The organism is uncultured Roseobacter sp. (assembly GCF_947496515.1).
Classification (GTDB): domain Bacteria; phylum Pseudomonadota; class Alphaproteobacteria; order Rhodobacterales; family Rhodobacteraceae; genus Roseobacter.
Map to the genome: position 1 here is coordinate 82,340 of NZ_CANMDB010000003.1, position 22,991 is coordinate 105,330.

Sequence of the window (22,991 nt, forward strand, 5' to 3'; positions counted from 1 at the left end):
AGGTGATCGGCATGCCCGACAGCCCCACAGTCCGACCCATGAGCGGTGATACCCGCGCGAACTGGATCCGCCTTCGCACGATGATCGTGCTCCGCTGGTTCGCGATCGGGGGACAGCTGACCGCGATTACCGTGGGCCAGCACTGGTACGGGCTGCAGCTCGAGCTTGGACTTTGCTACCTGGTCATCGGCGCCTCGATCATCGCCAATCTCGTGACCGGTGTTGTCTTTCCCGAAAACAAGCGTCTGAGCGAAGTGGAAAACATGCTCATGGTCCTCTTCGACCTGCTGCAGTTGAGTTTCCTGCTGTTCCTCACGGGTGGGCTGCACAATCCCTTTGCTATCCTGATGCTCGGGCCGGTGACCATCTCGGCCGCCGTTTTGACACTCAGGTCCACGATCTTTCTGGGCACCACGGCGATCCTGCTGGTGTCCATCCTGTCGCATTTCCACCTGCCGCTGCGTGCAGATGCGGGGCTGGTGCTGGAGATCCCGCAGCTCTTTGTCTTTGGCAACTGGATCGGGCTGATCATCGCGATCGTCTTTATCAGCGCCTATTCGGTGCGGGTCACGTCGGAGATCCACTCCATGTCGGACGCGCTGGCCGCGACCCAGATGGCACTGGCGCGCGAACAAAAGCTCACCGATCTGGGTGGGGTCGTCGCCGCCGCCGCGCATGAATTGGGCACACCGCTGGCGACCATCAAACTCGCCAGTGGCGAGCTTTATCAGGAACTCGCCGACCATCCCGATCTGCGCGAGGATGCAGCGCTTATTCACCAGCAGGCCGACCGCTGCCGCGACATCCTCAAGGACATGGGTCGCGCGGGCAAGGACGATTTGCACATGCGTCAGGCCCCTCTGATGGCGCTGGTGGAGGAAGCGGCGGAGCCGCATCTGGACCGGGGTAAGCAGGTGCATCTGGAGCCCCTTCAGGATCCCAAACACCAACCCGCCATCCACCGCAAACCGGAGATCATTCACGGGCTGCGCAACCTCATTCAGAATGCAGTGGATTTCGCCCAGCAGGACGTCTGGATCGAGGCGGAGTGGAACGAGCAGCAGATCGTATTGCGGATCATGGACGACGGACGCGGATTTCCCGCGGATATTCTGGGACGCATCGGGGATCCTTTCGTTGGACGACGTGCCAGCCCTACCCGCAGACGGCTCAGACCCGGATACGAAGGCATGGGGTTGGGGCTCTTCATCGCCAAGACATTGCTGGAGCGGTCGGGCGCGGAGCTGCATTTTGCCAATGGTCGCGACCCCGCAGCGGAGCATGATCCCGAGATGGACGACTTGGGCGCCATTGTCGAAGTGATCTGGACCCGCGACCGCGTCGACATATCCCGCGCTGATGCGATGCCGTCATCCATGGGGGCAAACCGACCGATCTCTGCGTGATCTGCGGGCGCGTCCCGGCGGTATTTTCACCGACAACCTGCTTTAAAACACCGAAAGTACCGTAGTTCTAAAGGCGGCTGGCGTCCGGATTTTGTACCGGTTCGATGGTTTGAAATTAACGGGGCATTAACCACAACTGCGCGATACTGGCATGGTCTTTCGAAAATCGGGATTCTTGAGCGATGCCTCTTTGGGACATAGCAGCAACGGTCGGCGCGGCCGCGCTTAGCACGATCGCCGCGGTGGTCTGGATCGTCCATGCGCAGCGCAAGGATCGCGCGACCCAATCGCTGGGTGCCGGGCTGGGGCGGGAAGACGGGATCTCTTTTCTCTTCGATCACGAAGATCTGCATCATCTGTCGGACACCGCAGCGCAGCTTTACGGGCTGGTGCCGGATCACGACGACTGGCAGACGTGGCGCGCCTGTATGCTAAAGCGGTTTCCCAGCCTGCCCGAGCGTCCTTTTAACGGCGAGCAGAACCCGGTGACGCTCCAGGCACGACACCTCGAAGACACAGCAACACTCACCTTTCGGCAGAACGGCCCCTTTACCCAAGTTTACATGGACGATGACCGCACCATCAATGCGGCACAGTCACGTAAACTGCGGGTGCTGCACCGCGAGTTGGCCGATCTGCGCCGGGCCAGCGACACCACGCCCCACGCGGTCTGGCAGGTGGATATGTCAGGCAAGGTCACCTGGCACAACGCGGCCTATGAGGATCTTTACAACCGGCTGCACAACAGCGCGCCGCTGCCTGGCAAACCGGTTTTCGAAGTATCGCAGGAACTGACGGAGAAAACCGGACGGCAGCGCGTCTCGGCGGAGGCAGCGAACGGCACACGGACGGACTGGTACGACGTCAACGCCGTCACCGTGGGCGACATCACCATTTTCCACGCGGTAGATGTGAATGCCGTGGTCAAATCCGAAGTGGCGCAGCGCAACTTTGTGCAAACCCTTGCCAAGACCTTCGCGCAACTCTCCATCGGACTCGCCATTTTTGACCGCAACGGCCAGCTAGCGCTCTTTAATCCCGCACTTATCGACCTCACCGATCTGCCTGCGGATTTTCTCAGCGGCAGGCCAACGCTGTTGTCCTTCTTCGACAGGATGCGGGAAAACCGCCGGATGCCGGAGCCCAAGAACTACCACTCCTGGCGGCAGGAGATCTCCGAGGTGATCGCCGCGGCAACCGATGGCCGCTATCAGGAGACATGGACGCTGGAGACGGGGCAAACCTACCGTGTCCGCGGACGACCGCACCCCGATGGGGCCATCGCCTTTCTGATCGAGGATATCAGCGCCGAAATATCCCTCACCCGCAACTTCCGGGCTGAGCTGGAGATGGGTCAATCGCTGATGGATACCTTTGATGATGCGCTTGTGGTGTTTTCATCCTCGGGTGTTCTGACATTCTGCAATGCGGCCTACCGCACGTTGTGGGGTCTGGACCCGGACAATTCCTTTGCCGATGTAACCATTGGCGATTCCGTAAAGGCATGGAAACAGCTCTGCCGCCCCGGGGCGCGCTGGACAGCGCTGACCGATTTTGTCCACGCCTACGGCGACCGGACCGCATGGGAGATGCCCGCGACCCTCAGCGACGGCACGGGCCTTGCCTGCACCGTCTCGCGGATTGCATCGGGCGCGACCGTCATCCGCTTTGTGCACCTAGGCGTGCAGCCGGTCGCCCGCCCCAGCACCAGACTGATCCGCCCAAGCTGAGCGCTTAGCCCTTGCAGCAGGCCCCCGGGCCGGTATGGATGGGGCATGGGAACGGATACGATGTTGACGCAGGTTCTGGACAGCGAGGCGACAGCCGCGCTCGCCCAAAGGATCGGACCGCTCCTGCACCCCGGCGATACCCTCCTGCTGGAAGGTGACGTGGGCGCTGGCAAGACCCATTTCGCCCGCCACCTGATCCGCAGCATCCTGATCACGCCCGAGGATATTCCCTCGCCCACCTTCACGCTGGTCCAGACCTATGACACACAGGCCGGATCGCTCTGGCACTGCGATCTCTACCGGATCGGCACCACCGCGGAGATCGAGGAACTCGGGCTCACCGAGGCTTTTGAGACCGCCATCTGTCTGGTGGAATGGCCCGACCGCCTAGGCCCCTTGCGGCCATCCAAATCCCTGCAGATCACCCTCGCCCACTGCGGCGATCCCCAGCATCGACGCCTCACAATCGGTCTGGATGACAGCACGTGGAATGACAGGCTCGGAGCCCTTTTGTCATGACGGACCGGGCGCAGGACTTGCAGATCTTCGTCACCAACAGCGGTTGGGGAACGGCGGATCAGGCGCATCTGGCCGGTGATGCCTCCAACAGACGGTACCTGCGCCTGCGCCAACAGAATGGCGCCTGTGCGGTGCTGATGGACGCCCCCCCGGCGAAGGGCGAAGACATCCGTCCTTTTGTCCATATCGCGCAGCACCTCACCAGTGTCGGGCTGAGTGCTCCGAGAATTCTGGCTGAGGACCCAGAACAGGGGTTCTTGCTGCTCGAAGATCTGGGCGATGACCTCTTTACCCGCCTGATAGAACGCGACCCGGGGCTGGAACCGACGCTCTACGAAACCGCCATCGACGTGCTGCACCGGTTGCACAGTGCCCCACCCCCTTCCCTGAAACCCTACGACGCCCCGGTAATGGCACCTCTGGCCGCACTTGCCTTCGACTGGTACCAGTTTGGTGCCACCGGCCATGTGGACACAGCCGCGCGCGACCGGTTCAGCGCCGCGTTTGCAGCCATCCTCGCCCCTCTCGATGCAGGACCCAAAGTGCTGATCCAGCGGGACTATCACGCCGAAAACCTGCTCTGGCTGCCTCAGCGCACAGGTCCCGCCCGGGTCGGCCTGCTTGATTTTCAGGACGCGATGCTGGGCCATCCCGCCTATGATCTGGTGTCCGTTCTGCAGGACGCACGCCGCGATGTCCCGCCAGCGCTGGAGGCCGCGATGACCCGGCGGTTTCTGGACGGCAGCCCCGCGGATCCCGACCAATTCATGCAGGCCTACTCGGTACTGGGGGCCCAACGCAATCTGCGCATCCTTGGCGTTTTCGCGCGGCTGTGCCTGCGCGACGGCAAGGCGCAGTACGTGGATCTGATCCCCCGGGTCTGGGACCATTTGCAGACCAACCTCGCGCACCCTGCGTTGAGCGACATCAGCCAAGACCTGCACAATCAACTTCCGCCACCCACACCCCAGATACTCGATCACCTGAAAGCGAACTGCGCCACATGTCCGGATCGGTAATGCTCTTTGCCGCAGGGTTCGGCACCCGGATGCGCCCGCTGACAGATAACGTGCCAAAGCCGATGATCCCGGTCGCGGGGCGACCCCTGATCGACCACGCGCTGGACCAGACCCGCGCCATCGCGCCAGACAGGATCGTGGCCAACCTGCATTACAAACCCGACCCGCTGATTGCCCATCTGGCGGGCTCCAGCGTCGAGACGATCATCGAAGCGCCTGATATCCTCGATACCGGCGGCGGGCTGCGCAACGCCTTGCCGTCGCTGGGCGACGCGCCGGTAACCACTCTGAATACCGATGCCATCTGGAAGGGGCCAAGCCCGCTTGCCCTGCTGCACGAAGCCTGGGATCCCGCCCGCATGGACGCCCTGCTCATCTGTGTGCCCCTCGCGCAGACGCACGCCTACGAAGGCGGGGGGGATTTTTACGAAGGCGGGGGGGATTTTGCGCTGCAGGAAACCGGCAGGCTGCACCGCGGGCCGGGGCTGGTCTACGGCGGTGCCCAGATCATCAAGACCAACCTTCTGGACGGTATCTCCCAACGCGCCTTCTCTCTCAATGTCCTGTGGGACGCGATGCTGACGACCGGCACCCTCTTTGGTCTGCGCTATCCCGGCCACTGGTGCGATGTGGGTCACCCGGATGGCATCGCCGTGGCCGAGGCATTGTTGGCGCGGGATGATGTTTGAACCAAACGACCAGCCCCGGCTTTTTGCCGTGGCACCGGGCGTGGATTTCCCGCGCGCGCTGGCAGAGGGGTTGCTCGCGCACACCGCTGGTCAGCCACCGCAGACGCTGGCGCGGGTCCAGTTGATCGTGAACACCCGAAGGATGCAGCGCCGCCTGCGACAGATCTTTGATACTGGCCCCGCCATGCTGATGCCGCAGGTCCGGTTGATCACGGATCTTGATCTGCTGGAACCGGGGCTGGTGATGCCGCCCGCCATCCCGCCTCTGCGGCGACGGCTGGAGCTGATTTCGCTGGTCGCGCGCCTGCTCGAACAGCAGCGCGATCTGGCGCCCGAAACATCACTCTATGCGCTGACGGACAGCCTCGCCGCCCTGATGGACGAAATGCAGGGGGAGGGTGTTTCCGCCGATGCCATTGCGGCGCTCGACGTGACGGACCAGTCCGGGCACTGGCAGCGCGCGCAAAAATTCATCCAGATCGCGCAGACCTATGTGGACGCCAGCGACACCGCCCCCGACGCCGAAGCGCGCCAGCGCCTGCTGGTCGACGCACTGACCCGGCGGTGGGCCGAAAGCCCGCCCGAGGTGCCGGTGATCATCGCAGGGTCAACCGCGTCACGCGGGGCCACGCGCGCGTTGATGAAGGCGGTGGCCTCTCTGCCTCAGGGGGCGCTGGTCCTGCCCGGGTTCGACTTTGACATGCCCGCCCCGATCTGGGACCAGTTGGGCGATGCGATGACATCCCAGGATCATCCACAGTACCGGTTCTACCAACTCATAGACCAGCTAAAGATGACCCCCGACAAGGTGATCCCCTGGCATGACAGACCGCCGCCCTCGCCCGAACGCAACGCGCTGGTGTCGCTGTCGCTGCGGCCCGCACCCGTCACGGATGCCTGGTTGACAGAAGGCGCAGAGCTCGACGGCATCGCGAAGGCAACCGCGGGCATCACCATGCTCGACGCGCCGGGCCCGCGCGAAGAAGCGCTCGCCATCGCCATGCGCCTGCGCGCCGCCGCCGAGACCGGGCAGACCGCGGCGCTGATCACGCCCGACCGGGTTCTGACCCGGCAGGTGAGCGCGGCGCTCGATCAATGGGGGATCATGCCGGACGATTCCGCGGGCAGCCCGCTGCATCTGTCGCCGCCGGGCCGCTTCCTGCGCCATGTGGCGGATCTTTTCACCCGACAACTCGACGCCGAAGCGTTGCTGACCCTGCTCAAACACCCGCTCACCCACAGCGGCACCGACCGGGGCCCGCATGTGCTCAACAGCCAGCGGCTGGAGCTTCGGATCCGTGACCGGGGCCTGCCGTATCCTGACAGGGCGGGCATCGCCCGGCTGCTGGAGGGTACGGTGGAAACACCCGAGGCCCAGACCGCGCTGATGGCCTGGGCCGCCTGGGTGGGAGAGACTTTTATCGACCAGCTGCACCCTGGTCTGCGCCCACTGACAGACTGGGTCGCCGCCCACCTGGCGCTGGCAGAACGCATTGCCACTGGATTGGACGGCCCCGATACAGGCAAGCTCTGGCGTCAGAAATCCGGGCAAAGCGCCCAAACCGTGATGGAGGGCCTCCGCACACAGGCACCCTTTGGCCCGGTCATGAGCGCGTCCGACTACACCGAACTGGTCAGCGCGCTGCTATCAGGCGAAGAGGTGCGCGACCGCGACGCGCCTCATCCGGGCATTATGATCTGGGGCACGCTGGAGGCCCGCGTGCAGGGTGCCGATCTGGTGATCCTTGCGGGTCTCAACGAAGGCACCTGGCCCGAACCGCCAGACCCCGACCCTTGGCTGAACCGCAGTATGCGCCATCAGGCCGGGCTCCTGCTGCCGGATCGGCGCATCGGTCTGGCAGCACATGACTACCAGCAGGCTATCGGTGCGGCAGAGGTCTGGCTGACCCGGGGGTTACGCTCCGATGATGCGGAAACGGTCGCCTCGCGCTGGCTGAACCGGCTGCGCAACCTACTGGGCGGGTTGACGGATCAGGGCGGTCCGGATGCGCTCACCGCGATGATCGCCCGCGGGGATGACTGGCTGGCACGCGCCGCCGCGTTCGAGGAGGTGACCGCCACTGCACCTGCCGCCCGACCGTCACCGCGCCCGCCGGTCTCGGCCCGTCCGCGCAGGCTTTCGGTGACGGAAATCAAGCGGCTGATCCGGGACCCCTATGCAATCTACGCGCGGCACGTGCTGAAGCTCACGCCCCTCGGCCCGCTGGTCCAAAGCCCCGATGCGCTGATGCGCGGCACAGTTGCCCACGCGATCTTTGAGCGTTTCGTGCAGGATACGGTCGCTGATCCGGGCACACTGAGCACGGAGCATCTGACCCGTGTGGCCCAGCGGATCCTTGAGGATCAGGTACCCTGGCCTGCCGCGCGCGCCATGTGGCTGGCCCGGACCGAGCGGATCGCGGAGTGGTTCATCGCGGGCGAGCGGGCGCGGCGGGCCGACGCCACACCCATCGCCTTTGAGGCGCAGGCCAAGGGACAACTGGTCTGGCCCGATCTGGATTTCACGTTGCGGGCCCGTGCCGACCGGATTGACCGCACAGAGGCGGGCGAGGTTCTGCTTTATGACTACAAGACCGGCGCGCCGCCCACGGCCAAACAGCAAAGACATTTTGACAAACAGCTGCTGATCGAAGCTGCCATGATGGAGCAGGGTGGTTTTGCCACGCTGGGGCCGCACCCGGTGGCAGCCGCCGTCTTCATCGGGCTGGGCCCGCGCCCCACTGAGGTCGCCGCACCTCTGGCCGATGAACCTCCCGCCAAGGTGCTGGAAAATCTGCGCACGCTGATCACCGCTTATCTGCACCCCGGTCAGGGCTATACCGCGCGGCGGATGATGCTGCAGGACAGCGTGACGGGCGACTACGATCATCTGGCACGCTTCGGCGAATGGGACGCGACCGACGCCGCGCAACCGGAGGATCTGGCATGAGCGCCCGGGACGCGGCCAGCCAGGCGCAGGTGGATGCGGCACGTCCCGATGCCTCGACCTGGCTTGCGGCCAACGCGGGCTCCGGCAAGACGCGGGTGCTGACCGACCGGGTGGCGCGATTGCTGCTCGACGGGGTGCAGCCGCAGCATATCCTCTGTCTCACCTACACCAAGGCCGCTGCCTCCGAGATGCAGAACCGGCTCTTTCGCAGGCTGGGGGCCTGGGCGATGTTGCCCGATGATGCGCTGACCTCCGGGTTACGCGACCTTGGGGTGCCGGGCGAGATCGACGATGTGCGACTGCGCGGCGCGCGCACGCTCTTTGCCCGGGCAATCGAGACACCCAGCGGGCTCAAGATCCAGACGATCCACTCGTTTTGTGCCGCCCTGCTGCGCCGCTTTCCGCTGGAGGCACAAGTCAGCCCGCAGTTCACCGAAATCGAAGACCGCGCCGCAGATCTGCTGCGCGCTGAAATCGTGGAGCAGATGGCGGGTGGCGCGGACGCCTCCCTGATCGCCGGGATTGCGCGGCACTATACGGGCGAGGACTTCAGCGCGCTCACCCGGGCCGTCGTGCAACACCGGGAAGCCTTTGCGCAGCCAGCCGATCTGGCGCGGTGCCTCTCCGCGCTGGGTCAGCCCGGCGATCTGTCGGCGGAAGCGATTGCCGCTGGCGTCTTTCAGGGCGGAGAGGAAGCGTTGATAGCCGCGATACTGCCGCAGCTGACCGCGAAGGGTGGCACCGACGGAACAGCGGCGAAAAAGCTGCAGGCCATATCCTCTCTGGGAGTAGGCGTACTTCCCTTATTAGAGGCTGTTTTTCTGACCGGTGCGTCCGCCAAGTTACCTTTCACGGCAAAGATCGGCAGTTTTCCCACCAAACCCAGCCGCGAGGTTCTGGTCCCCCATATGCCCGCGCTAGACGCGCTGATGCAGCGGGTGGAGGACGCACGCGCATCCCGGTTGGCGCTCGGCTCGGCCCGGCGCACCCATGCGCTGCACCAATTCGCGGCCCGGTTCATCACGCTCTATGAAGACGCAAAGCGCAGGCGCGGCTGGCTCGACTTCGACGATCTGATCTTCAAGGCGCGCGATCTGCTGACCGATCCAGCGGTTGCGGCCTGGGTGCTCTTTCGCATCGATGGCGGCATCGACCACATTCTCGTGGACGAGGCGCAGGATACCAGCCCTGCGCAATGGGACGTCATTCGCAAGCTGGCCGCGGAGTTTTCCAGCGGCGAGGGCGCGCGGGCCAACACCCGGCGAACCCTCTTTGTCGTGGGCGACAAAAAGCAGTCGATCTATTCGTTTCAGGGGGCCGACCCGCGTGAATTCGACCGGATGCACGCGGAGTTCAGGGCCAAGATGGAGGCGGCAAGCCAACCGTTTCAGAGCCTGACACTGGCCTATTCGTTCCGATCATCTCGGGCGGTGCTGGACGTGGTCGATGCCGCCTTTGACGGCCAGCAAGGTGCGGGTTTCGCGGAAGAGGCGCGGCACATCGCGTTCAAATCAGCGCTGCCAGGACGTGTCGATCTTTGGCCGCTGATCGAAAAACAAGCGGACGGCGAGGATGATCAGCCATGGTATGACCCGCTCGACCGTCTGGGAACACGGCATCACAGCGTGATCCTCGCCCGGCAGATCGCCACGCAGATCCGCCAGATGATCGACACCGGCGTCTCCATCCCCACGAGCGCGGGCGACGACAAACGACCCGTGCGCGCGGGCGATTTCCTCATTCTCGTGCAGCGGCGGTCCGATCTCTTCGCGGAGATCATTCGCGCCTGCAAGGCCCTTGACCTGCCCATCGCCGGGGCGGACCGGCTCAAGGTCGGGGCGGAATTGGCTGTCCGGGATCTGGCGGCGCTGCTGTCCTTTCTGGCCGTCGCCGAGGACAGCCTGTCGCTGGCCACTGCCCTGCGCTCGCCACTTTTCGGCTGGTCGGAAAAGCGCCTCTACTCCCTTGCCCAGGGCCGGTCAGAGCCGCATCTGTGGCAGGCCCTGCGCCGGGAGGCGGAGACGCAGGAAGACACGCTGGAGGTGCTGAACGACCTGCGCGCAAATGTCGATTTCCTCCGCCCCTATGATCTGATCGAACGGATCCTCACGCGGCATGGCGGGCGCAAACGGCTGCTCTCCCGCCTTGGGCGCGAGGCGCAGGACGGCATCGACGCGCTGCTCAGCCAGGCGCTGGCCTACGAACGCACCGCGATACCCTCGCTCACCGGATTTCTGGTCTGGATGCAGACCGATGATCTGGAAATCAAGCGCCAGATCGACAATGCGTCCGATCAGGTGCGGGTCATGACGATCCACGGTGCCAAGGGATTGGAGGCGCCCATCGTCATCCTGCCCGACACGGCCAAACGCGACATCCAGATCAAGGATGAGATTTTGCAGCTGGTGGATCATCCGGTCTGGCGCCCCCCCGCGGCAGAGATGCCCGCACCTGTTGCCGAACGTGTGCAGGCAATGAAGGATACGCAGGCCGCAGAGCGGTTGCGCCTGCTTTATGTGGCGCTGACGCGGGCGGAAAAGTGGTTGATTGTCGCCGCCGGGGGCGAGCTTTCCAAGCAGGACGACAGCTTTTACCAGATCGTCCAGCGCGCGCTGGACCATGTAGGGGGCGAGACCATGACCTTTCAGGGTCTGGAGATTACCCGGCACATCCATGCGGATTGGGACGCGCTGCCGACGGTCGACACTGCCGTTGCGCCGCCGAAGAAAGCGACGGTTGATCCACTGTTCAAACGGAAGGCCCCGGCACCGCCCGCCTTTGCACGGGTGCTCGCGCCCTCCGATCTGGGCGGCGCAAAAGCGCTGGCGGGCATCGACGGGCAGGACGAGGAGGCGGCAAAAGCCTACGGCACCCTCGTGCACCGCTATCTGGAGCATCTGGGGGCCGCATCCCCCGCCGACTGGCCCGCAATCGCGGCGGCCTTGCGGAACGCGGACCCCGGCGTGCCTCATACAGAGGCCGAAGCCGAGGCCCGCGCCGTCATCCAGCACCCACAGCTGGCCGCACTTTTCACCCGCCAGAGCCTCACCGAAGTCGCCATCACCGCCCCCTTCCGGGCGGAGCGAATCTCGGGCGTGATCGACCGGTTGATCGTCGAAGATACCCGCATTCTGGCAGTGGATTTCAAAACAAATCGCGCCACACCCCAGTGCGCCGAAGACTGCCCGGAAGGTCTGCTGCGCCAGATGGGCGCTTATGCCCATGCGCTGGCGCAGATCTACCCGGATCACACCATTGAGACGGCAATCCTGTGGACCCGGACCCAGCGCCTGATGCGACTGCCGCACGAAATGGTGATACAGGCGCTGGACCGCGCGCAATATCTTGACGCAGGTGTGCCAGATGCCTAACTAAACGCTTCAAGCCGCACATGTCAGGAGAGCATCATGGCAACCCTCGCCGTAACCGACGAAACCTTTGACGCCGAAGTCAAGAAATCCGATGTGCCCGTGGTCGTGGACTTCTGGGCGGAGTGGTGCGGCCCCTGCAAGCAGATCGGCCCCGCGCTCGAAGAGCTGTCCGACGAGATGGACGGCAAGGTCAAGATCGTCAAAGTGAATGTGGACGACAACCCCAACTCCCCCGCCCAGATGGGTGTGCGCGGGATCCCGGCGCTGTTTATCTTCAAGGATGGGCAGGTGGTGTCCAACATGGCGGGCGCCAAGCCGAAAGCCGCGCTGCAAAGCTGGATCGAAGACTCGCTCTGAGCATACGCACCGAATGACTTTACAAGAGGGCGCCGAAACCGGGCGCCCTTTTCGTTTGACCGTAAAACCATATTAACTGATTGCAACGGAACAAGGTTTTTCGAAAAACCTTGTCGCGGCCCAGACGTGGCACCCAGCGCCCATGCCCTTGTACCGGTTGAGACCCCGCGCCATATAGAGCAGCACGACTTGAGGAGAGCGATATGGCGCAGGAGAGCTTCCCCGGCTGGCACGGCACGACGATCATCGGGGTCAAGAAGGCAGGGCAAGTGGTGATTGCCGGTGATGGTCAGGTCTCTCTCGGCCAGACGGTGATCAAGGGTACCGCACGCAAGGTCCGCAGGCTCAGCCCCGGCGGATTTGACGTGGTCGCGGGGTTCGCTGGCTCCACCGCCGATGCGTTTACCCTGCTGGAACGGCTGGAGGCCAAGCTCGAGGCCACGCCCGGCCAACTCGCCCGCGCCAGCGTGGAGCTGGCCAAGGACTGGCGCACCGACAAATACCTGCAAAAACTCGAGGCCATGCTGATCGTGTCCGACGGCGCGGACATCTTTGTCATCACCGGCGCCGGCGACGTGCTGGAGCCTGAGCATGACGTGGCCGCCATTGGCTCCGGCGGCAACTACGCGCTCGCCGCCGCGCGGGGCCTCATGGACAGCGACCGCAGTGCAGAGCAGGTGGCGCGCGACGCCATGGCCATCGCCGCAGACATCTGCGTCTATACCAACGGCAACCTGACGGTGGAGAGCATCTCCCCATGATAGACCGCGACGATCTCCGTGCCTCTGTCGGCGCCGGTATCGTCACGGAGGCGCAGGCCGCCTCGCTGATGAGCCTGGCGCAAAGCCGCAAGGGCGCACGCGAAAATCTGGCTCCGGGGGACGAGCCCTTTGAGCTTTTCAAAGGTTTCAACGAGATTTTCATCGTCGTGGGGCTGGGCATTCTTGCCATGGGCTGGGTCGGCATCGTCGCCTTCTGGATCGCAGGCGACCCGCTGAACACAGACACCCTGTTAGTCAGCTCCAGCCTGATCGGAGCCGCGGCACTCTGGGGCCTGTCGGAATACTTCATCCGCAAGCGCCGGATGGTGGCCCCCGCCATCGCGCTCACGGTGATGTTCGCCGCGAATGCCGTCTACGGTGCCGCGGGTGCCTTTGCCGAGGTTTTCATGGTGGCGCAGGGGGACAACAGCAGCCTGCCACTGCCCTTCGCCCTCGCCACGCTCGCTTTGCTGATCTACTGGCTGCGGTTCCGCGTGCCTTTTGCGCTGGCGGTGATCGCCCTCGCCTCTTTTGGCATCGCGATCCTGATCGCGGGCAACAGCAGCGGCTCGCCACAATCTACGCAAGAGCTGTTCCTGCTCTCCGCGGGCGGGCCCTTTGCCTGGATCACCCTTGCGCTTGGTTTGGTGGTCTTTGCCGTCGCCATGGCGTTCGATATGTCCGACCCGCACCGCGTCACCCGGCGCGCCGCCAATGGCTTCTGGCTGCATGTGGTCGCGGCCCCCGCGCTGGTCAACACCCTCGCACTCAGCCTGCTGGAGCGGGGGGAAACCTGGGCCAACGGCGTGCTGATCGCCGTGCTGACGCTTATCGCGCTCATCGCCATCGTGATCGACCGCCGCTCCTTCCTGATCGCGGCCATTGGCTACACGGTGATCCTCAGCGCCACGCTGTTTGAGGGCGATGGTGCGGTCTACACCGTCTTCGCCCTTGGCGCTGCCCTCCTGTTGCTCGGCGCGCGGTGGGAACCCATTCGCGCCCGTCTTCTGGCCCTGCTGCCCGGCTTTATCCCGCGGCACAGGCTGCCGCCGTCTCATTTCACAAAGGCCTGACCCATGACCGACCTGACCCCGCGCGAGATCGTTTCCGAACTCGACCGTTTCATCATCGGACAAAAGGACGCAAAACGCGCCGTGGCCGTAGCCCTGCGCAACCGCTGGCGGCGCAAGCAGCTGGGCGATGACCTGCGCGACGAGGTCTACCCCAAGAACATCCTGATGATCGGCCCCACCGGCGTCGGCAAGACCGAGATCAGCCGCCGTCTGGCGAAGCTTGCCCGTGCACCGTTCCTCAAGGTGGAGGCCACGAAGTTCACCGAAGTGGGCTACGTCGGTCGCGACGTGGAACAGATCATCCGCGATCTGGTGGACAGCGCCATCGCCATGACCCGCGAGCACATGCGCGAGGACGTCAAGGCCAATGCCCACCGCGCCGCGGAGGAGCGCGTGATCGATGCGATTGCGGGCCCCGATGCCCGCGAAGGCACGCGCGAGATGTTCCGCAAGAAGCTGAAGGCAGGCGAGCTGGATGGTGAGATGATCGATCTGGAGGTTGCCGATACCTCCAACCCCTTTCCCACCATGGACATTCCCGGTCAGCCCGGTGGCATGAACATGCTGAACCTGGGCGAGATCTTCGGCAAAGCCGTGGGCGGGCGCACTACGCGCAAGCGCATGACGGTCACCGAAAGCTACGATGTGCTGATCGGCGAAGAGGCCGACAAGCTGCTGGACGACGAGACGGTGACCAAGGCCGCCATCGACGCGGTAGAGCAAAACGGCATCGTCTTTCTGGACGAGATCGACAAGGTCTGCGCCCGCTCCGACGCCCGTGGTGGCGATGTCAGCCGCGAAGGCGTGCAGCGCGATCTGCTGCCGCTGATCGAGGGTACGACAGTTAGCACCAAACACGGGCCGGTCAAAACCGACCACGTGCTCTTTATCGCGTCGGGCGCCTTCCACATCGCCAAACCCTCCGACCTCTTGCCGGAACTCCAAGGCCGCCTGCCCATTCGGGTAGAGCTGCGCGCCCTGACCGAAGAGGACTTCGTCCGCATCCTGACCGAGACCGACAACGCGTTGACCCTGCAATACACGGCTCTCATGGGCACTGAACAGGTCACCGTGAGGTTCGAGCCCGAAGGCATCGCAGCCCTGGCAAAGATCGCCGCGGACGTGAACCAGTCGGTCGAAAACATCGGCGCCCGGAGACTTTACACTGTGATGGAGCGGGTCTTCGAAGAGCTATCCTTCAACGCCCCGGATCAGGCCGGGGACGAGGTGGTCGTGAATGCGGAATTTGTGGACAAGAACCTCGGCGAACTGACGAAATCCACCGATATCAGCCGCTACGTCCTCTGAGGATCAACACCGGCCGGGTAGTATCGCTAGGCCCGTATGACAAAGAAGCAAGACCGGGACAAAGGACCTCATCAAATGGTCGGCGAGACCACCCCTTCGCGCCTCTTCCAAATCCCATCGACGCGGTGTCCGACACACAGGCCGTGATCGCTGATCGACGTACCTCTGACCACTCCACGCCAGCGTGCTCTCTCACTTTGCCAAAAAAACTCCCGCCAGAGGCACAAAAGTTAAAACCCGACAGGCACCCATCAGGCCCCACAGCTCCCCTGAAGTGCAAATTCGCTTTCCAAGCGTCACTGCGGCTGCGAAAGCGGGCACATGACCTACCTCCGCTTTCTCATCGAAAACCGCTTCTTTTTGCTGGCCGGGTTCCTGCTGACCTTCATCTCCTCCTTCGGGCAGACCTATTTCATCTCGCTCTTCGCCGGTGAGATCAAATCAGGCTTCAGCCTGACGGACGGGCAGTGGGGCGGGATCTATACGCTCGGGACCACGCTGTCGGCTGTCACGATGATCTGGGCGGGGGTTCTCACCGACCGGTTTCGCGTCCGCCTGTTGTCGATCGGCGTGATGGTCCTGCTGGCATTGGCCTGCATGGCGATGTCATTGGTCCCGACGGCAACGCTGCTCATCGCGGTGATCTTTGCGCTCAGGCTCATGGGTCAGGGGATGATGTCACAGCTGGCGGCGGTGGCCATGTCGCGCTGGTTCGTGGCGGCACGGGGCAGGGCGCTGTCCATGTCGTCCATGGGGTTTGCGGTGGGCCAGGCGTTTCTGCCCGTTCTCTTCGTCGCGCTAATGACCCAGCTCGATTGGCGCGTGCTCTGGGTGCTGTCGGCGATCTGCGTAGTGGCCGCGATCCCACCCATGCAGCTGCTTTTACGACAGGAGCGGACCCCACAATCCATGGCCGAAGGCGCCGAGAGCCACGGCATGGGCAACCGGCACTGGACCCGCGGCGAGGTGCTGAGACACCCGTTGTTCTACTATCTCATCCCGCTGCTGGTCGGCCCCGCTGCCTGGGGCACGGCGCTCTTCTTTCAGCAGGTGCACCTGACGGAAGTAAAAGGCTGGAGCCTCGCATCCTTTGTGGCGCTGATGCCCGTATTCACTCTGTCGATGGTGATCACAACCTTCGTCACAGGGTGGGCGGTGGACCGCTTTGGTGTAAAATGGATCGTCCCCTTTCAACTCCTGCCTTTCGGTCTGTCGTTTCTGGTGCTGGCGCTGGCCGATACGATCTGGATGGCGGGCGTTGGTCTTCTGATCTTTGGTATCGGGCAGGGCATGCAGAGCACGGCCACCGCCGCGTTCTGGGCGGTGTTCTACGGCACCCGAAACCTTGGCGCGATCAAGGCAGCGGCGGCAGCGCTAATGGTCTTCGGCTCGGCCATCGGGCCGGGGATCACTGGCGCGCTCATTGACCTCGGGATCGACTTTCCCGAACAAATGACAGCCATCGCGGTTTTTTACATCGCCGGTGCCGTGATGGCTGCCGGTGGGGTTCTGAGATATCAGCGCGACCTGCCGCCGGGGTTCTGACCAGCGCGATACCTCATGTCTCCTGCGGTGGAATGTCTTTCGAAAAACATTCCGCGGCGTCACCGGGGTCGCCTCAGATAGACGTAGTACGCGCCGCCACCGCCGTGACTGACATGCGCGGCACTCACCTGCATCACCACAGCCGACAAAGGTGGCGTACCGAGCCACTGCGGTACCTGATGGCGCAAAACCCCGTGACGCACGGGGATCGGCCCGCCCTCATCGCGGTTCTTGCCCTTTCCGGTTATCACCAGAACGAGCCGCTTGCCGGAGCCGTGGGACGACAGAATAAACCGCGCCAAAGCGCCATGCGCCCGGTCCAGTGTCATGCCGTGCAGATCAATCCGTCCTTCGGGCTTCAGCTTGCCGCGTCGCATCTTGCCAAAGGTCTTGCGGTCCATCTGGACGGGCGCCTTTTGCAACCGCTCGGGCAGGCTGGGCACCAGATCGAAACTGGTTTTGCGCGGCGCGGGTTTCGACGGGAAATGCCGCCCCGCGCCTTTCACGGCGGTCGCGCGCGGCTCACGCGGCGGCCCTTTGGGCGGCGGTGCATAGGCGGCGGGATCAAACGTCTCGCGCTTTGTCAGCGGGTCGGTTTGCTGGGTCACGCGGCACCACAGCGCCTCGTCATCCGCCGATAGCCTGCGCTTTTTCACGGCGCGACAGCGCCCGCAACCGCCTGTGCCCGCTGAACTGGCAAAAGGACAACCATCCGGCCGGGATCATTCAATCGACCGGCGGCGGCACCCGCCTCGGCACCGGTGCCAAAGAATACATCCGCCCGCTGGGCACCCTTGATGGCGGAGCCTGTATCCTGCGCCACCATCAACCGCCGCAGCGGCACCTGCCCGTCCTTTTCGATCCACACCGGTGAGCCCAGTATCGTATGCGCGGGATCAACGGCAATGCTGCGCATGGCGGTCACCGAGCGGTTCATGGCACCAAGCGGACCGGATTGGACTGGCACATCCTTCACCACGCGGAAAAAGACGTAGGAAGGATTATGAAACAACAGCTCCTGACCCGGACCCGGGTTGCGCCGCACCCAGTTCTTGATCACCTCTGCCGTAATCTCCTGCGCCTCGAACACACCACGCCGAACCAGCTCCGCCCCGATGGAGCGATATTCATGGCCATTGGCACCGGCGTAGCCGACCCGCAGCCCGTCACCGTCAGGAAAAGTAATCCGACCGGACCCCTGGATCTGCAGGAAAAACAGCTCGACCGGATCAGCCAACCAGGCAATCTCCAGCTCTCGCTCTGCCAGATGCCCGTTTTCGAGCAGGTCGCGGCGGGAGTGCCAGACATCTACCTCCCGCGCTTCTGGTGGCATGGCATAAATCGGATGCTGGTAGGGCCCGCCACGCTGTCGCGCACCTGCCAGTTCGGGCTCGAAATACCCGGTGAAGAGCCCGGGCGCGCCGTCCTCGATCAAGACCGGCTGAAACAGGCCCTCAAAAAAGGCACGCGGCTCTGGGTTTGACATCGCTTGGTCGCAGATGGCCGTCCAGTCAGGCGCCGGAAGATCACGGCACGTGGTTCGAAAGGCCGCAAGCGCCGCAGCGTGATTGTCCTGGGCCCAGCCATCCAGCGCATCGAAGGACAAAGCCGTCACCGTCACATCCGCCGCGGTGCCGTGCCCTGCCGCAGCGAGGGACAGCGCCGTCAGCGCGCCGGTCATGCGTCTGTGGAAACCAGCAACCAATTCGGATCATCCGATCCCATGTCACGGGCAAAGACCCAGGTATCCTTCTGGCGCTTGACCTCTTTGGTGCTGCCCTCGACGATCTCGCCATCGCTGTTACGCACCACAGAGGTCAGTTCCGCCACGAACCGGATGGTCAACTCAGCCTCGCCAGTGCTTTCGTCAAAACTGGCATCGTTCAGCTTGAGCTCTCTCACACCGATAAAGGTCGATTCGACCGTGAGCCCCTGATCTTCGCGCGCTGCGATCCCGTCAACGAAGGATTCGTAGATGTCCTCCGCCAGAATGGGCTGAATGTCGGACAGCTCACCGCTCTCATATCCCATGACGATCATCTCATAGGCACTGCGCGCGCCGCCCAGAAAATCGGTCACGTTGAAGGACGGATCCGTCCGCTTCATAGCGGCCAACGCCTTGGCCGCATCGCTGTCCTCGGGCACATGATCCACGATGTCGAGGTCGGGACCGCCCTCGATCACCTCGAATTCCGGACCGCTGCGCCGGCTGGGCGCGGTCTTGGTGACAGGCGTCTGTTCAAATCCATCCCGCGTGCCCAACACGCTTCGCAACCGAAGGATCAGGAAAACAGCAACCCCGGCAAGGATCAAAAGCTGTGTCACAGAGTTCATAGAAGCCTCGCGCTGGGATAAGACGTGGAAACCGATCAATCAGACCCTTATGTAGGGGTGGGTCGGGCTCAAGTCCACTGTGGCCCGGCGAAAGGACAAGGTATAATGTGGCTATTTATCGCTTTCCTGGCAGTGCCGCTCATTGAAATCACGCTTTTCATCCAGATCGGCGGTGCCATTGGTCTGGGTTGGACGCTGGTGACCGTGGTGCTGACAGCCATCGCGGGCACCTGGCTGGTCCGCACCCAGGGGTTGCTGGCCATCGGTCAGCTGAAGTCTTCGTTTGAGCAGGTGCGCGACCCGACCGAGCCGCTGGTTCACGGCGCGATGATCCTGTTTTCTGGTGCGCTTTTGCTGACACCAGGGTTTTTCACCGATGCCGTAGGGTTTCTGCTGCTGGTCCCCGCAGTGCGCGTTGCCGTCTTCAACGCGGTGCGCGCCCGTATCAAGGTGCAAAGTTTTGAGAGCCGCCCACGGGGGCCCCAACCCCGCGGCGATGTGATCGACGGGGACTACTCCGAGATCAAACCCGAAGCGGAGCAATCAAGCGGCCCCTCCAAATGGCGCGACCATTGAGAACCCGGCACCAACCTGTTAAGCGACGCCGGATTTTGAACGATTATTAGGAGCGCCAGATGGCCGACGAAGAAACCCAACCCGAAGAAGCCGCAGCACCCCAGCCCCAGGCACCCCAGATGCGGGTCCTTGGCCAGTTCATCCGCGACATGTCTTTCGAAAACATCATGTCCCAGAAGGGCGCGCCGACGGACACGACACCGGACGTGCAGGTGCAGGTCAACCTCGATGCAAAAAAGCGCAGCGTCGAAGGCCAGTATGAAAGCGCGATCAAGCTGAAGGTCACATCGAAGGCAAAGGACGGCGATACCACGCTGTTTTTGCTCGAAATCGACTATGTCGGCATCTTCAACATCGAAAACGTGCCCGAAGACCAGCTGCATCCCTTTCTGTTGATCGAATGCCCCCGGATGATTTTCCCGTTCCTGCGCCGGGTGGTCAGTGATGTGACCCGCGACGGCGGCTTCCCGCCGCTCAATCTGGAGAACATCGACTTCCTGTCGCTCTACCGGAATGAGCTGGCGCGCCGTCAGGCCGAAGAAAAGCCCAAGCTCGACGCGTAACGCTCAGGCTTTGAGCCAAAGCGGGTCGTCGCCCAAAGTGCGGACATATTCCGCATGGGCGGCGGCCTCATCCTCGGACAACCGGGATGGCAAGGGTGTGGGGCGGGGTCTTGGTGTCCAGGCGTCAGGCGAACCATCCGCACCACCCCCGGCACCCGTCGACAGCCCGAAATCTGGCTGACGCCCGCCGATCAGTTCCAGATAAACCTCTGCGAGGATCTCACTGTCGAGCAAGGCGCCGTGCAGGGTGCGCGCCGTATTGTCGATATTGAACCGCCGGCAGAGCGCATCCAGCGAGGCGGGCGAACCGGGGAACCGCTTGCGCGCAATCTCGAGCGTGTCGATCGCCTGAGACCACGGGATCGTCGGCAACCCCATCCACTTCAACTCCGCGTTGAGGAACTTGATGTCAAAGGCAGCATTGTGGATGACCAGTTTCGCGTCACCGATGAAATCAAGGAACGCTTGACCCACCTCGGCGAATTTCGGCTTGTCGCGCAGGAAATCATTGCCGAGACCGTGAACCTGAAAGGCTTCCTCCGGCATATCGCGTTCCGGGTTGATGTATTGATGGTAGGTTTTGCCGGTGGCGAGATGCCCCATCAACTCCACCGCGCCAATCTCCACGATCCGGTCGCCGGTTTCCAGATCAAAACCGGTTGTTTCCGTATCAAGGACAATCTCGCGCATGCCTACACCCCCCGCCTGATCTGACTGACAATATCCTGAACCTGCGAGCGAGCATGTTCAACCGTATCCGTCACGATGACGAACCGGGAGCGGGCGCATTTCTCCTCGTTCGGCAGCTGCTTGTCCCGGATCGCCCGAAAATCTTGCGCCGTCATCGTACCACGCGCCATCACCCGCGCTTCCTGCTCGGCGGCGGGGATCGACACGCAGGCCACCGCATCCATCTGCGCCGGGCCACCCGTCTCGAACAGCAAGGGGATATCGAAAACGGCGATATCCGCTTCCGTCTGAAATGCGGCCCGGTCCGCGGCCACCAGAGGATGCACAATGGCCTCGATCTGGCGCAACACACCCGGATCCGCGGCAATCATCGAACGCAAGGCAGTCCGGCAAACGGCACCGTCGCGGACCGCATCCGGCAGGATCTCGGCAATAGGTGACACCGCCGCACCACCCTTGGCATAAAGCCGGTGCACCGCCGCATCTGCATCCCACACAGCACAGCCCGCCTCCGCGAACATCTGCGCCGTGGTCGATTTTCCCATACCGATGGACCCGGTGAGCCCCAGCCGAAAGGTCACAGCAGCACCGCCGCGCGAGCCTCTTCATCAACCTCTGGTCGCGGACCGAACCAGCGTTCGAACCCCGGCACCGCCTGATGCAGCAACATACCAAGACCATCCACGGTCTTGCAGCCCCGGTCCGCAGCCTCCGCCAGCAAAGGAGTTTTTAGCGGGGTGTAAACCAGATCCGTCACCACAGTGCTTTTTTTCAACCCGTCGAGCGGTACCCGCAGCTCGGGCTTGCCCACCATGCCCAGCGACGTGGTGTTCACAACCAACGCGGCGTCCTCCAGCATGTTGCCCGCCTGCAGCCAATCCACCACGGTGACCCGATTGCCGAAGTCCGCTTGCAGTTTTTCTGCCCGGACACGGGTGCGGTTCGACAGCAGGATCTCTGGCACCCCCGCCTCCAGCAGGGAGGCGATGACCGCCCGCGCCGCACCGCCCGCACCCAGAACGGCGGCGGGGCCGCTTTTTGCCCGCCAGGCCGGTGCACCGGATCGCAGATTCTGCAGAAATCCGTAGCCGTCCGTATTATCCGCGTGGATCTTGCCGTCGTCCCGGAAAATCAGCGTATTGGCAGCGCCGATCAGGGTCGCGCGATCGGTGATCAGATCCGCGATGCCCAGCACGGTCTCCTTGTGCGGAATGGTCACATTGACACCGACGAATCCCGCTTTGGGCAGGCTGGTCAACACGTTACGCAGGTCAGGCTCTGCCACATCCATGGGCACGTAGAAGCCTTTGACACCGTAGCGCGCCAGCCAGTGACCGTGCAGCTGTGGTGATTTGGAATGGGCAATCGGCGCACCGATGACGCCTGCCAGGGGGATCTTTTGCAGAGTGCTCACGTTTCCAGATCTCCTCGCAAGGTGAGATAAGCCAGCAGCTCCAGCAGCGGCAGGCCCAGCACGTGGAAATAGTCGCCCTCCACCCGGGTGAAGAGCCGCACGCCCTCCTCTTCGAGCTTGTAGGCTCCGACGGCGTCCCGAATGCTGTCCCAATTCCGCGTGACGTAATCGTCAATATAGGCATCCGAGGCCTTCCGCATCCGAAGCCGGACCTGACCAACGTACCGCCAGATCGGCTTACCTGCCTCGCAGATCACCGCCGCCGACAGCAGGCTGTGCCGGTCATCGCGCAAGGCGCGCAACTGCGCCCCGGCCTCCGTCATGTCGCGCGGTTTCGATAGGATTTCACCCCGATGTTCCAGGACCTGATCGCAGCCCAATACCAGCGCGTCGGGGTGCTTTTCACTGATCTTACGCGCCTTAAGCTCGGCCAGCGCATCGGCGATGTCCCGCGGCGGGGCGTCCTCTGCCAGCAATGCGTCTCGCACCGTCTCCTCATCAACACGCGCAAGAATGACCTCGAACGCAACGGCCGCCTGCCGCAGCAGCTGCGCACGAACGTCCGAACCAGATGCCAGAATGAAGCGCTGCACCATGTGAGTAAGCCTGTGAATAGCGTTAAGGGTTTCTTAATACGTTCTTCTGAGCAAATTGGCCCTGAGACGCAAGGGTGCGCCAAACCGTTA

Annotated in this window: 21 protein-coding genes; 14 read left to right on the forward strand and 7 right to left on the reverse strand. The window is 63.4% G+C overall.

What is annotated here, in order from left to right; translation table 11 throughout:
• Positions 1-11 precede the first annotated feature (11 nt).
• From regB to Q1A53_RS07590, 12 genes are all read left to right on the forward strand, one after another.
• Positions 12-1,406, forward strand: coding sequence for a sensor histidine kinase RegB (regB, locus tag Q1A53_RS07535; RefSeq protein ID WP_299964660.1), 1,395 nt, complete (start codon positions 12-14; stop codon positions 1,404-1,406).
• 182 nt (positions 1,407-1,588) lie between these two features.
• Positions 1,589-3,136, forward strand: coding sequence for a PAS-domain containing protein (locus Q1A53_RS07540; RefSeq protein WP_299964663.1), 1,548 nt, complete (start codon positions 1,589-1,591; stop codon positions 3,134-3,136).
• 45 nt (positions 3,137-3,181) lie between these two features.
• Positions 3,182-3,655, forward strand: coding sequence for a tRNA (adenosine(37)-N6)-threonylcarbamoyltransferase complex ATPase subunit type 1 TsaE (gene tsaE / locus Q1A53_RS07545; RefSeq protein WP_299964666.1), 474 nt, complete (start codon positions 3,182-3,184; stop codon positions 3,653-3,655).
• Positions 3,652-4,674 carry a phosphotransferase gene (locus Q1A53_RS07550; RefSeq protein WP_299964668.1) on the forward strand — a complete coding sequence of 341 codons (1,023 nt, stop codon included), beginning with the start codon at positions 3,652-3,654 and terminating at the stop codon, positions 4,672-4,674. The genes tsaE and Q1A53_RS07550 overlap by 4 nt, the downstream gene beginning before the upstream one ends.
• Entirely contained in the window at positions 4,659-5,363 is a 705-nt protein-coding gene (locus tag Q1A53_RS07555; protein WP_299964670.1) for a nucleotidyltransferase family protein, read from the forward strand. The genes Q1A53_RS07550 and Q1A53_RS07555 overlap by 16 nt, the downstream gene beginning before the upstream one ends.
• Positions 5,356-8,313, forward strand: a complete 2,958-nt coding sequence (addB, locus tag Q1A53_RS07560) for a double-strand break repair protein AddB (protein ID WP_299965264.1) — start codon at positions 5,356-5,358, stop codon at positions 8,311-8,313. Before Q1A53_RS07555 ends, addB begins: the two co-directional genes overlap by 8 nt.
• On the forward strand, positions 8,310-11,684 hold the full coding sequence (gene addA, locus Q1A53_RS07565; RefSeq protein ID WP_299964673.1) for a double-strand break repair helicase AddA: 3,375 nt from the start codon (positions 8,310-8,312) through the stop codon (positions 11,682-11,684). The genes addB and addA overlap by 4 nt, the downstream gene beginning before the upstream one ends.
• Positions 11,685-11,720: 36 nt before the next feature.
• A complete protein-coding gene (gene trxA / locus Q1A53_RS07570) occupies positions 11,721-12,041 on the forward strand; it encodes a thioredoxin (protein WP_299964675.1) in 321 nt (106 codons plus the stop codon).
• Between the two features lie 203 nt (positions 12,042-12,244).
• Positions 12,245-12,802, forward strand: a complete 558-nt coding sequence (gene hslV / locus Q1A53_RS07575; RefSeq protein ID WP_299964677.1) for an ATP-dependent protease subunit HslV — start codon at positions 12,245-12,247, stop codon at positions 12,800-12,802.
• Positions 12,799-13,875 (forward strand): hypothetical protein, encoded by a 1,077-nt coding sequence (locus Q1A53_RS07580; protein WP_299964679.1) that lies wholly within the window; start codon positions 12,799-12,801, stop codon positions 13,873-13,875. The genes hslV and Q1A53_RS07580 overlap by 4 nt, the downstream gene beginning before the upstream one ends.
• Before the next feature lie 3 nt (positions 13,876-13,878).
• On the forward strand, positions 13,879-15,183 hold the full coding sequence (hslU, locus tag Q1A53_RS07585; RefSeq protein ID WP_299964681.1) for an ATP-dependent protease ATPase subunit HslU: 1,305 nt from the start codon (positions 13,879-13,881) through the stop codon (positions 15,181-15,183).
• A 321-nt stretch (positions 15,184-15,504) separates the two neighbouring features.
• Complete coding sequence (locus Q1A53_RS07590) at positions 15,505-16,728, forward strand: MFS transporter (protein WP_299964683.1); 1,224 nt, start codon at positions 15,505-15,507, stop codon at positions 16,726-16,728.
• A gap of 59 nt (positions 16,729-16,787) precedes the next feature.
• On the opposite strand, the gene Q1A53_RS07595 is transcribed toward Q1A53_RS07590, so the two are convergent.
• The 3 genes from Q1A53_RS07595 to Q1A53_RS07605 are packed head-to-tail and all read right to left on the reverse strand — an operon-like array spanning position 16,788 to position 19,062.
• Entirely contained in the window at positions 16,788-17,384 is a 597-nt protein-coding gene (locus Q1A53_RS07595; protein WP_299964684.1) for a Smr/MutS family protein, read from the reverse strand.
• Positions 17,381-18,409 carry a murein transglycosylase A gene (locus tag Q1A53_RS07600; protein ID WP_299964686.1) on the reverse strand — a complete coding sequence of 343 codons (1,029 nt, stop codon included), beginning with the start codon at positions 18,407-18,409 and terminating at the stop codon, positions 17,381-17,383. The genes Q1A53_RS07595 and Q1A53_RS07600 overlap by 4 nt, the downstream gene beginning before the upstream one ends.
• Complete coding sequence (locus Q1A53_RS07605) at positions 18,406-19,062, reverse strand: Tim44/TimA family putative adaptor protein (protein WP_299964688.1); 657 nt, start codon at positions 19,060-19,062, stop codon at positions 18,406-18,408. The genes Q1A53_RS07600 and Q1A53_RS07605 overlap by 4 nt, the downstream gene beginning before the upstream one ends.
• A 105-nt stretch (positions 19,063-19,167) precedes the next feature.
• Here Q1A53_RS07605 and Q1A53_RS07610 point away from each other — a divergent pair, with 105 nt between their 5' ends.
• Positions 19,168-19,638, forward strand: coding sequence for an FxsA family protein (locus Q1A53_RS07610; RefSeq protein WP_299964691.1), 471 nt, complete (start codon positions 19,168-19,170; stop codon positions 19,636-19,638).
• A gap of 59 nt (positions 19,639-19,697) precedes the next feature.
• Positions 19,698-20,201, forward strand: coding sequence for a protein-export chaperone SecB (gene secB, locus Q1A53_RS07615; RefSeq protein WP_299964694.1), 504 nt, complete (start codon positions 19,698-19,700; stop codon positions 20,199-20,201).
• A gap of 3 nt (positions 20,202-20,204) precedes the next feature.
• On the opposite strand, the gene dnaQ is transcribed toward secB, so the two are convergent.
• The 4 genes from dnaQ to Q1A53_RS07635 are packed head-to-tail and all read right to left on the reverse strand — an operon-like array spanning position 20,205 to position 22,901.
• Positions 20,205-20,891, reverse strand: coding sequence for a DNA polymerase III subunit epsilon (gene dnaQ / locus Q1A53_RS07620; RefSeq protein ID WP_299964697.1), 687 nt, complete (start codon positions 20,889-20,891; stop codon positions 20,205-20,207).
• A 2-nt stretch (positions 20,892-20,893) separates the two neighbouring features.
• Positions 20,894-21,472 carry a dephospho-CoA kinase gene (gene coaE / locus Q1A53_RS07625; RefSeq protein WP_299964699.1) on the reverse strand — a complete coding sequence of 193 codons (579 nt, stop codon included), beginning with the start codon at positions 21,470-21,472 and terminating at the stop codon, positions 20,894-20,896.
• Positions 21,469-22,305, reverse strand: a complete 837-nt coding sequence (locus Q1A53_RS07630; protein ID WP_299964701.1) for a shikimate dehydrogenase — start codon at positions 22,303-22,305, stop codon at positions 21,469-21,471. The genes coaE and Q1A53_RS07630 overlap by 4 nt, the downstream gene beginning before the upstream one ends.
• Positions 22,302-22,901, reverse strand: coding sequence for a Maf family nucleotide pyrophosphatase (locus tag Q1A53_RS07635; protein WP_299964703.1), 600 nt, complete (start codon positions 22,899-22,901; stop codon positions 22,302-22,304). The genes Q1A53_RS07630 and Q1A53_RS07635 overlap by 4 nt, the downstream gene beginning before the upstream one ends.
• Between the last annotated feature and the right edge of the window lie 90 nt (positions 22,902-22,991).

Excerpts from the sequence above, each read along its gene's own strand:
- regB (WP_299964660.1), top strand. The coding sequence starts at position 12 with ATGCCCGACAGCCCCACAGTCCGACCCATGAGCGGTGATACCCGCGCG.
- Q1A53_RS07540 (WP_299964663.1), top strand. The coding sequence starts at position 1,589 with ATGCCTCTTTGGGACATAGCAGCAACGGTCGGCGCGGCCGCGCTTAGC.
- tsaE (WP_299964666.1), top strand. The coding sequence starts at position 3,182 with ATGGGAACGGATACGATGTTGACGCAGGTTCTGGACAGCGAGGCGACA.
- Q1A53_RS07550 (WP_299964668.1), top strand. The coding sequence starts at position 3,652 with ATGACGGACCGGGCGCAGGACTTGCAGATCTTCGTCACCAACAGCGGT.
- Q1A53_RS07555 (WP_299964670.1), top strand. The coding sequence starts at position 4,659 with ATGTCCGGATCGGTAATGCTCTTTGCCGCAGGGTTCGGCACCCGGATG.
- addB (WP_299965264.1), top strand. The coding sequence starts at position 5,356 with ATGTTTGAACCAAACGACCAGCCCCGGCTTTTTGCCGTGGCACCGGGC.
- addA (WP_299964673.1), top strand. The coding sequence starts at position 8,310 with ATGAGCGCCCGGGACGCGGCCAGCCAGGCGCAGGTGGATGCGGCACGT.
- trxA (WP_299964675.1), top strand. The coding sequence starts at position 11,721 with ATGGCAACCCTCGCCGTAACCGACGAAACCTTTGACGCCGAAGTCAAG.
- hslV (WP_299964677.1), top strand. The coding sequence starts at position 12,245 with ATGGCGCAGGAGAGCTTCCCCGGCTGGCACGGCACGACGATCATCGGG.
- Q1A53_RS07580 (WP_299964679.1), top strand. The coding sequence starts at position 12,799 with ATGATAGACCGCGACGATCTCCGTGCCTCTGTCGGCGCCGGTATCGTC.
- hslU (WP_299964681.1), top strand. The coding sequence starts at position 13,879 with ATGACCGACCTGACCCCGCGCGAGATCGTTTCCGAACTCGACCGTTTC.
- Q1A53_RS07590 (WP_299964683.1), top strand. The coding sequence starts at position 15,505 with ATGACCTACCTCCGCTTTCTCATCGAAAACCGCTTCTTTTTGCTGGCC.
- Q1A53_RS07600 (WP_299964686.1), bottom strand. The coding sequence starts at position 18,409 with ATGACCGGCGCGCTGACGGCGCTGTCCCTCGCTGCGGCAGGGCACGGC.
- Q1A53_RS07605 (WP_299964688.1), bottom strand. The coding sequence starts at position 19,062 with ATGAACTCTGTGACACAGCTTTTGATCCTTGCCGGGGTTGCTGTTTTC.
- Q1A53_RS07610 (WP_299964691.1), top strand. The coding sequence starts at position 19,168 with ATGTGGCTATTTATCGCTTTCCTGGCAGTGCCGCTCATTGAAATCACG.
- secB (WP_299964694.1), top strand. The coding sequence starts at position 19,698 with ATGGCCGACGAAGAAACCCAACCCGAAGAAGCCGCAGCACCCCAGCCC.
- dnaQ (WP_299964697.1), bottom strand. The coding sequence starts at position 20,891 with ATGCGCGAGATTGTCCTTGATACGGAAACAACCGGTTTTGATCTGGAA.
- Q1A53_RS07635 (WP_299964703.1), bottom strand. The coding sequence starts at position 22,901 with ATGGTGCAGCGCTTCATTCTGGCATCTGGTTCGGACGTTCGTGCGCAG.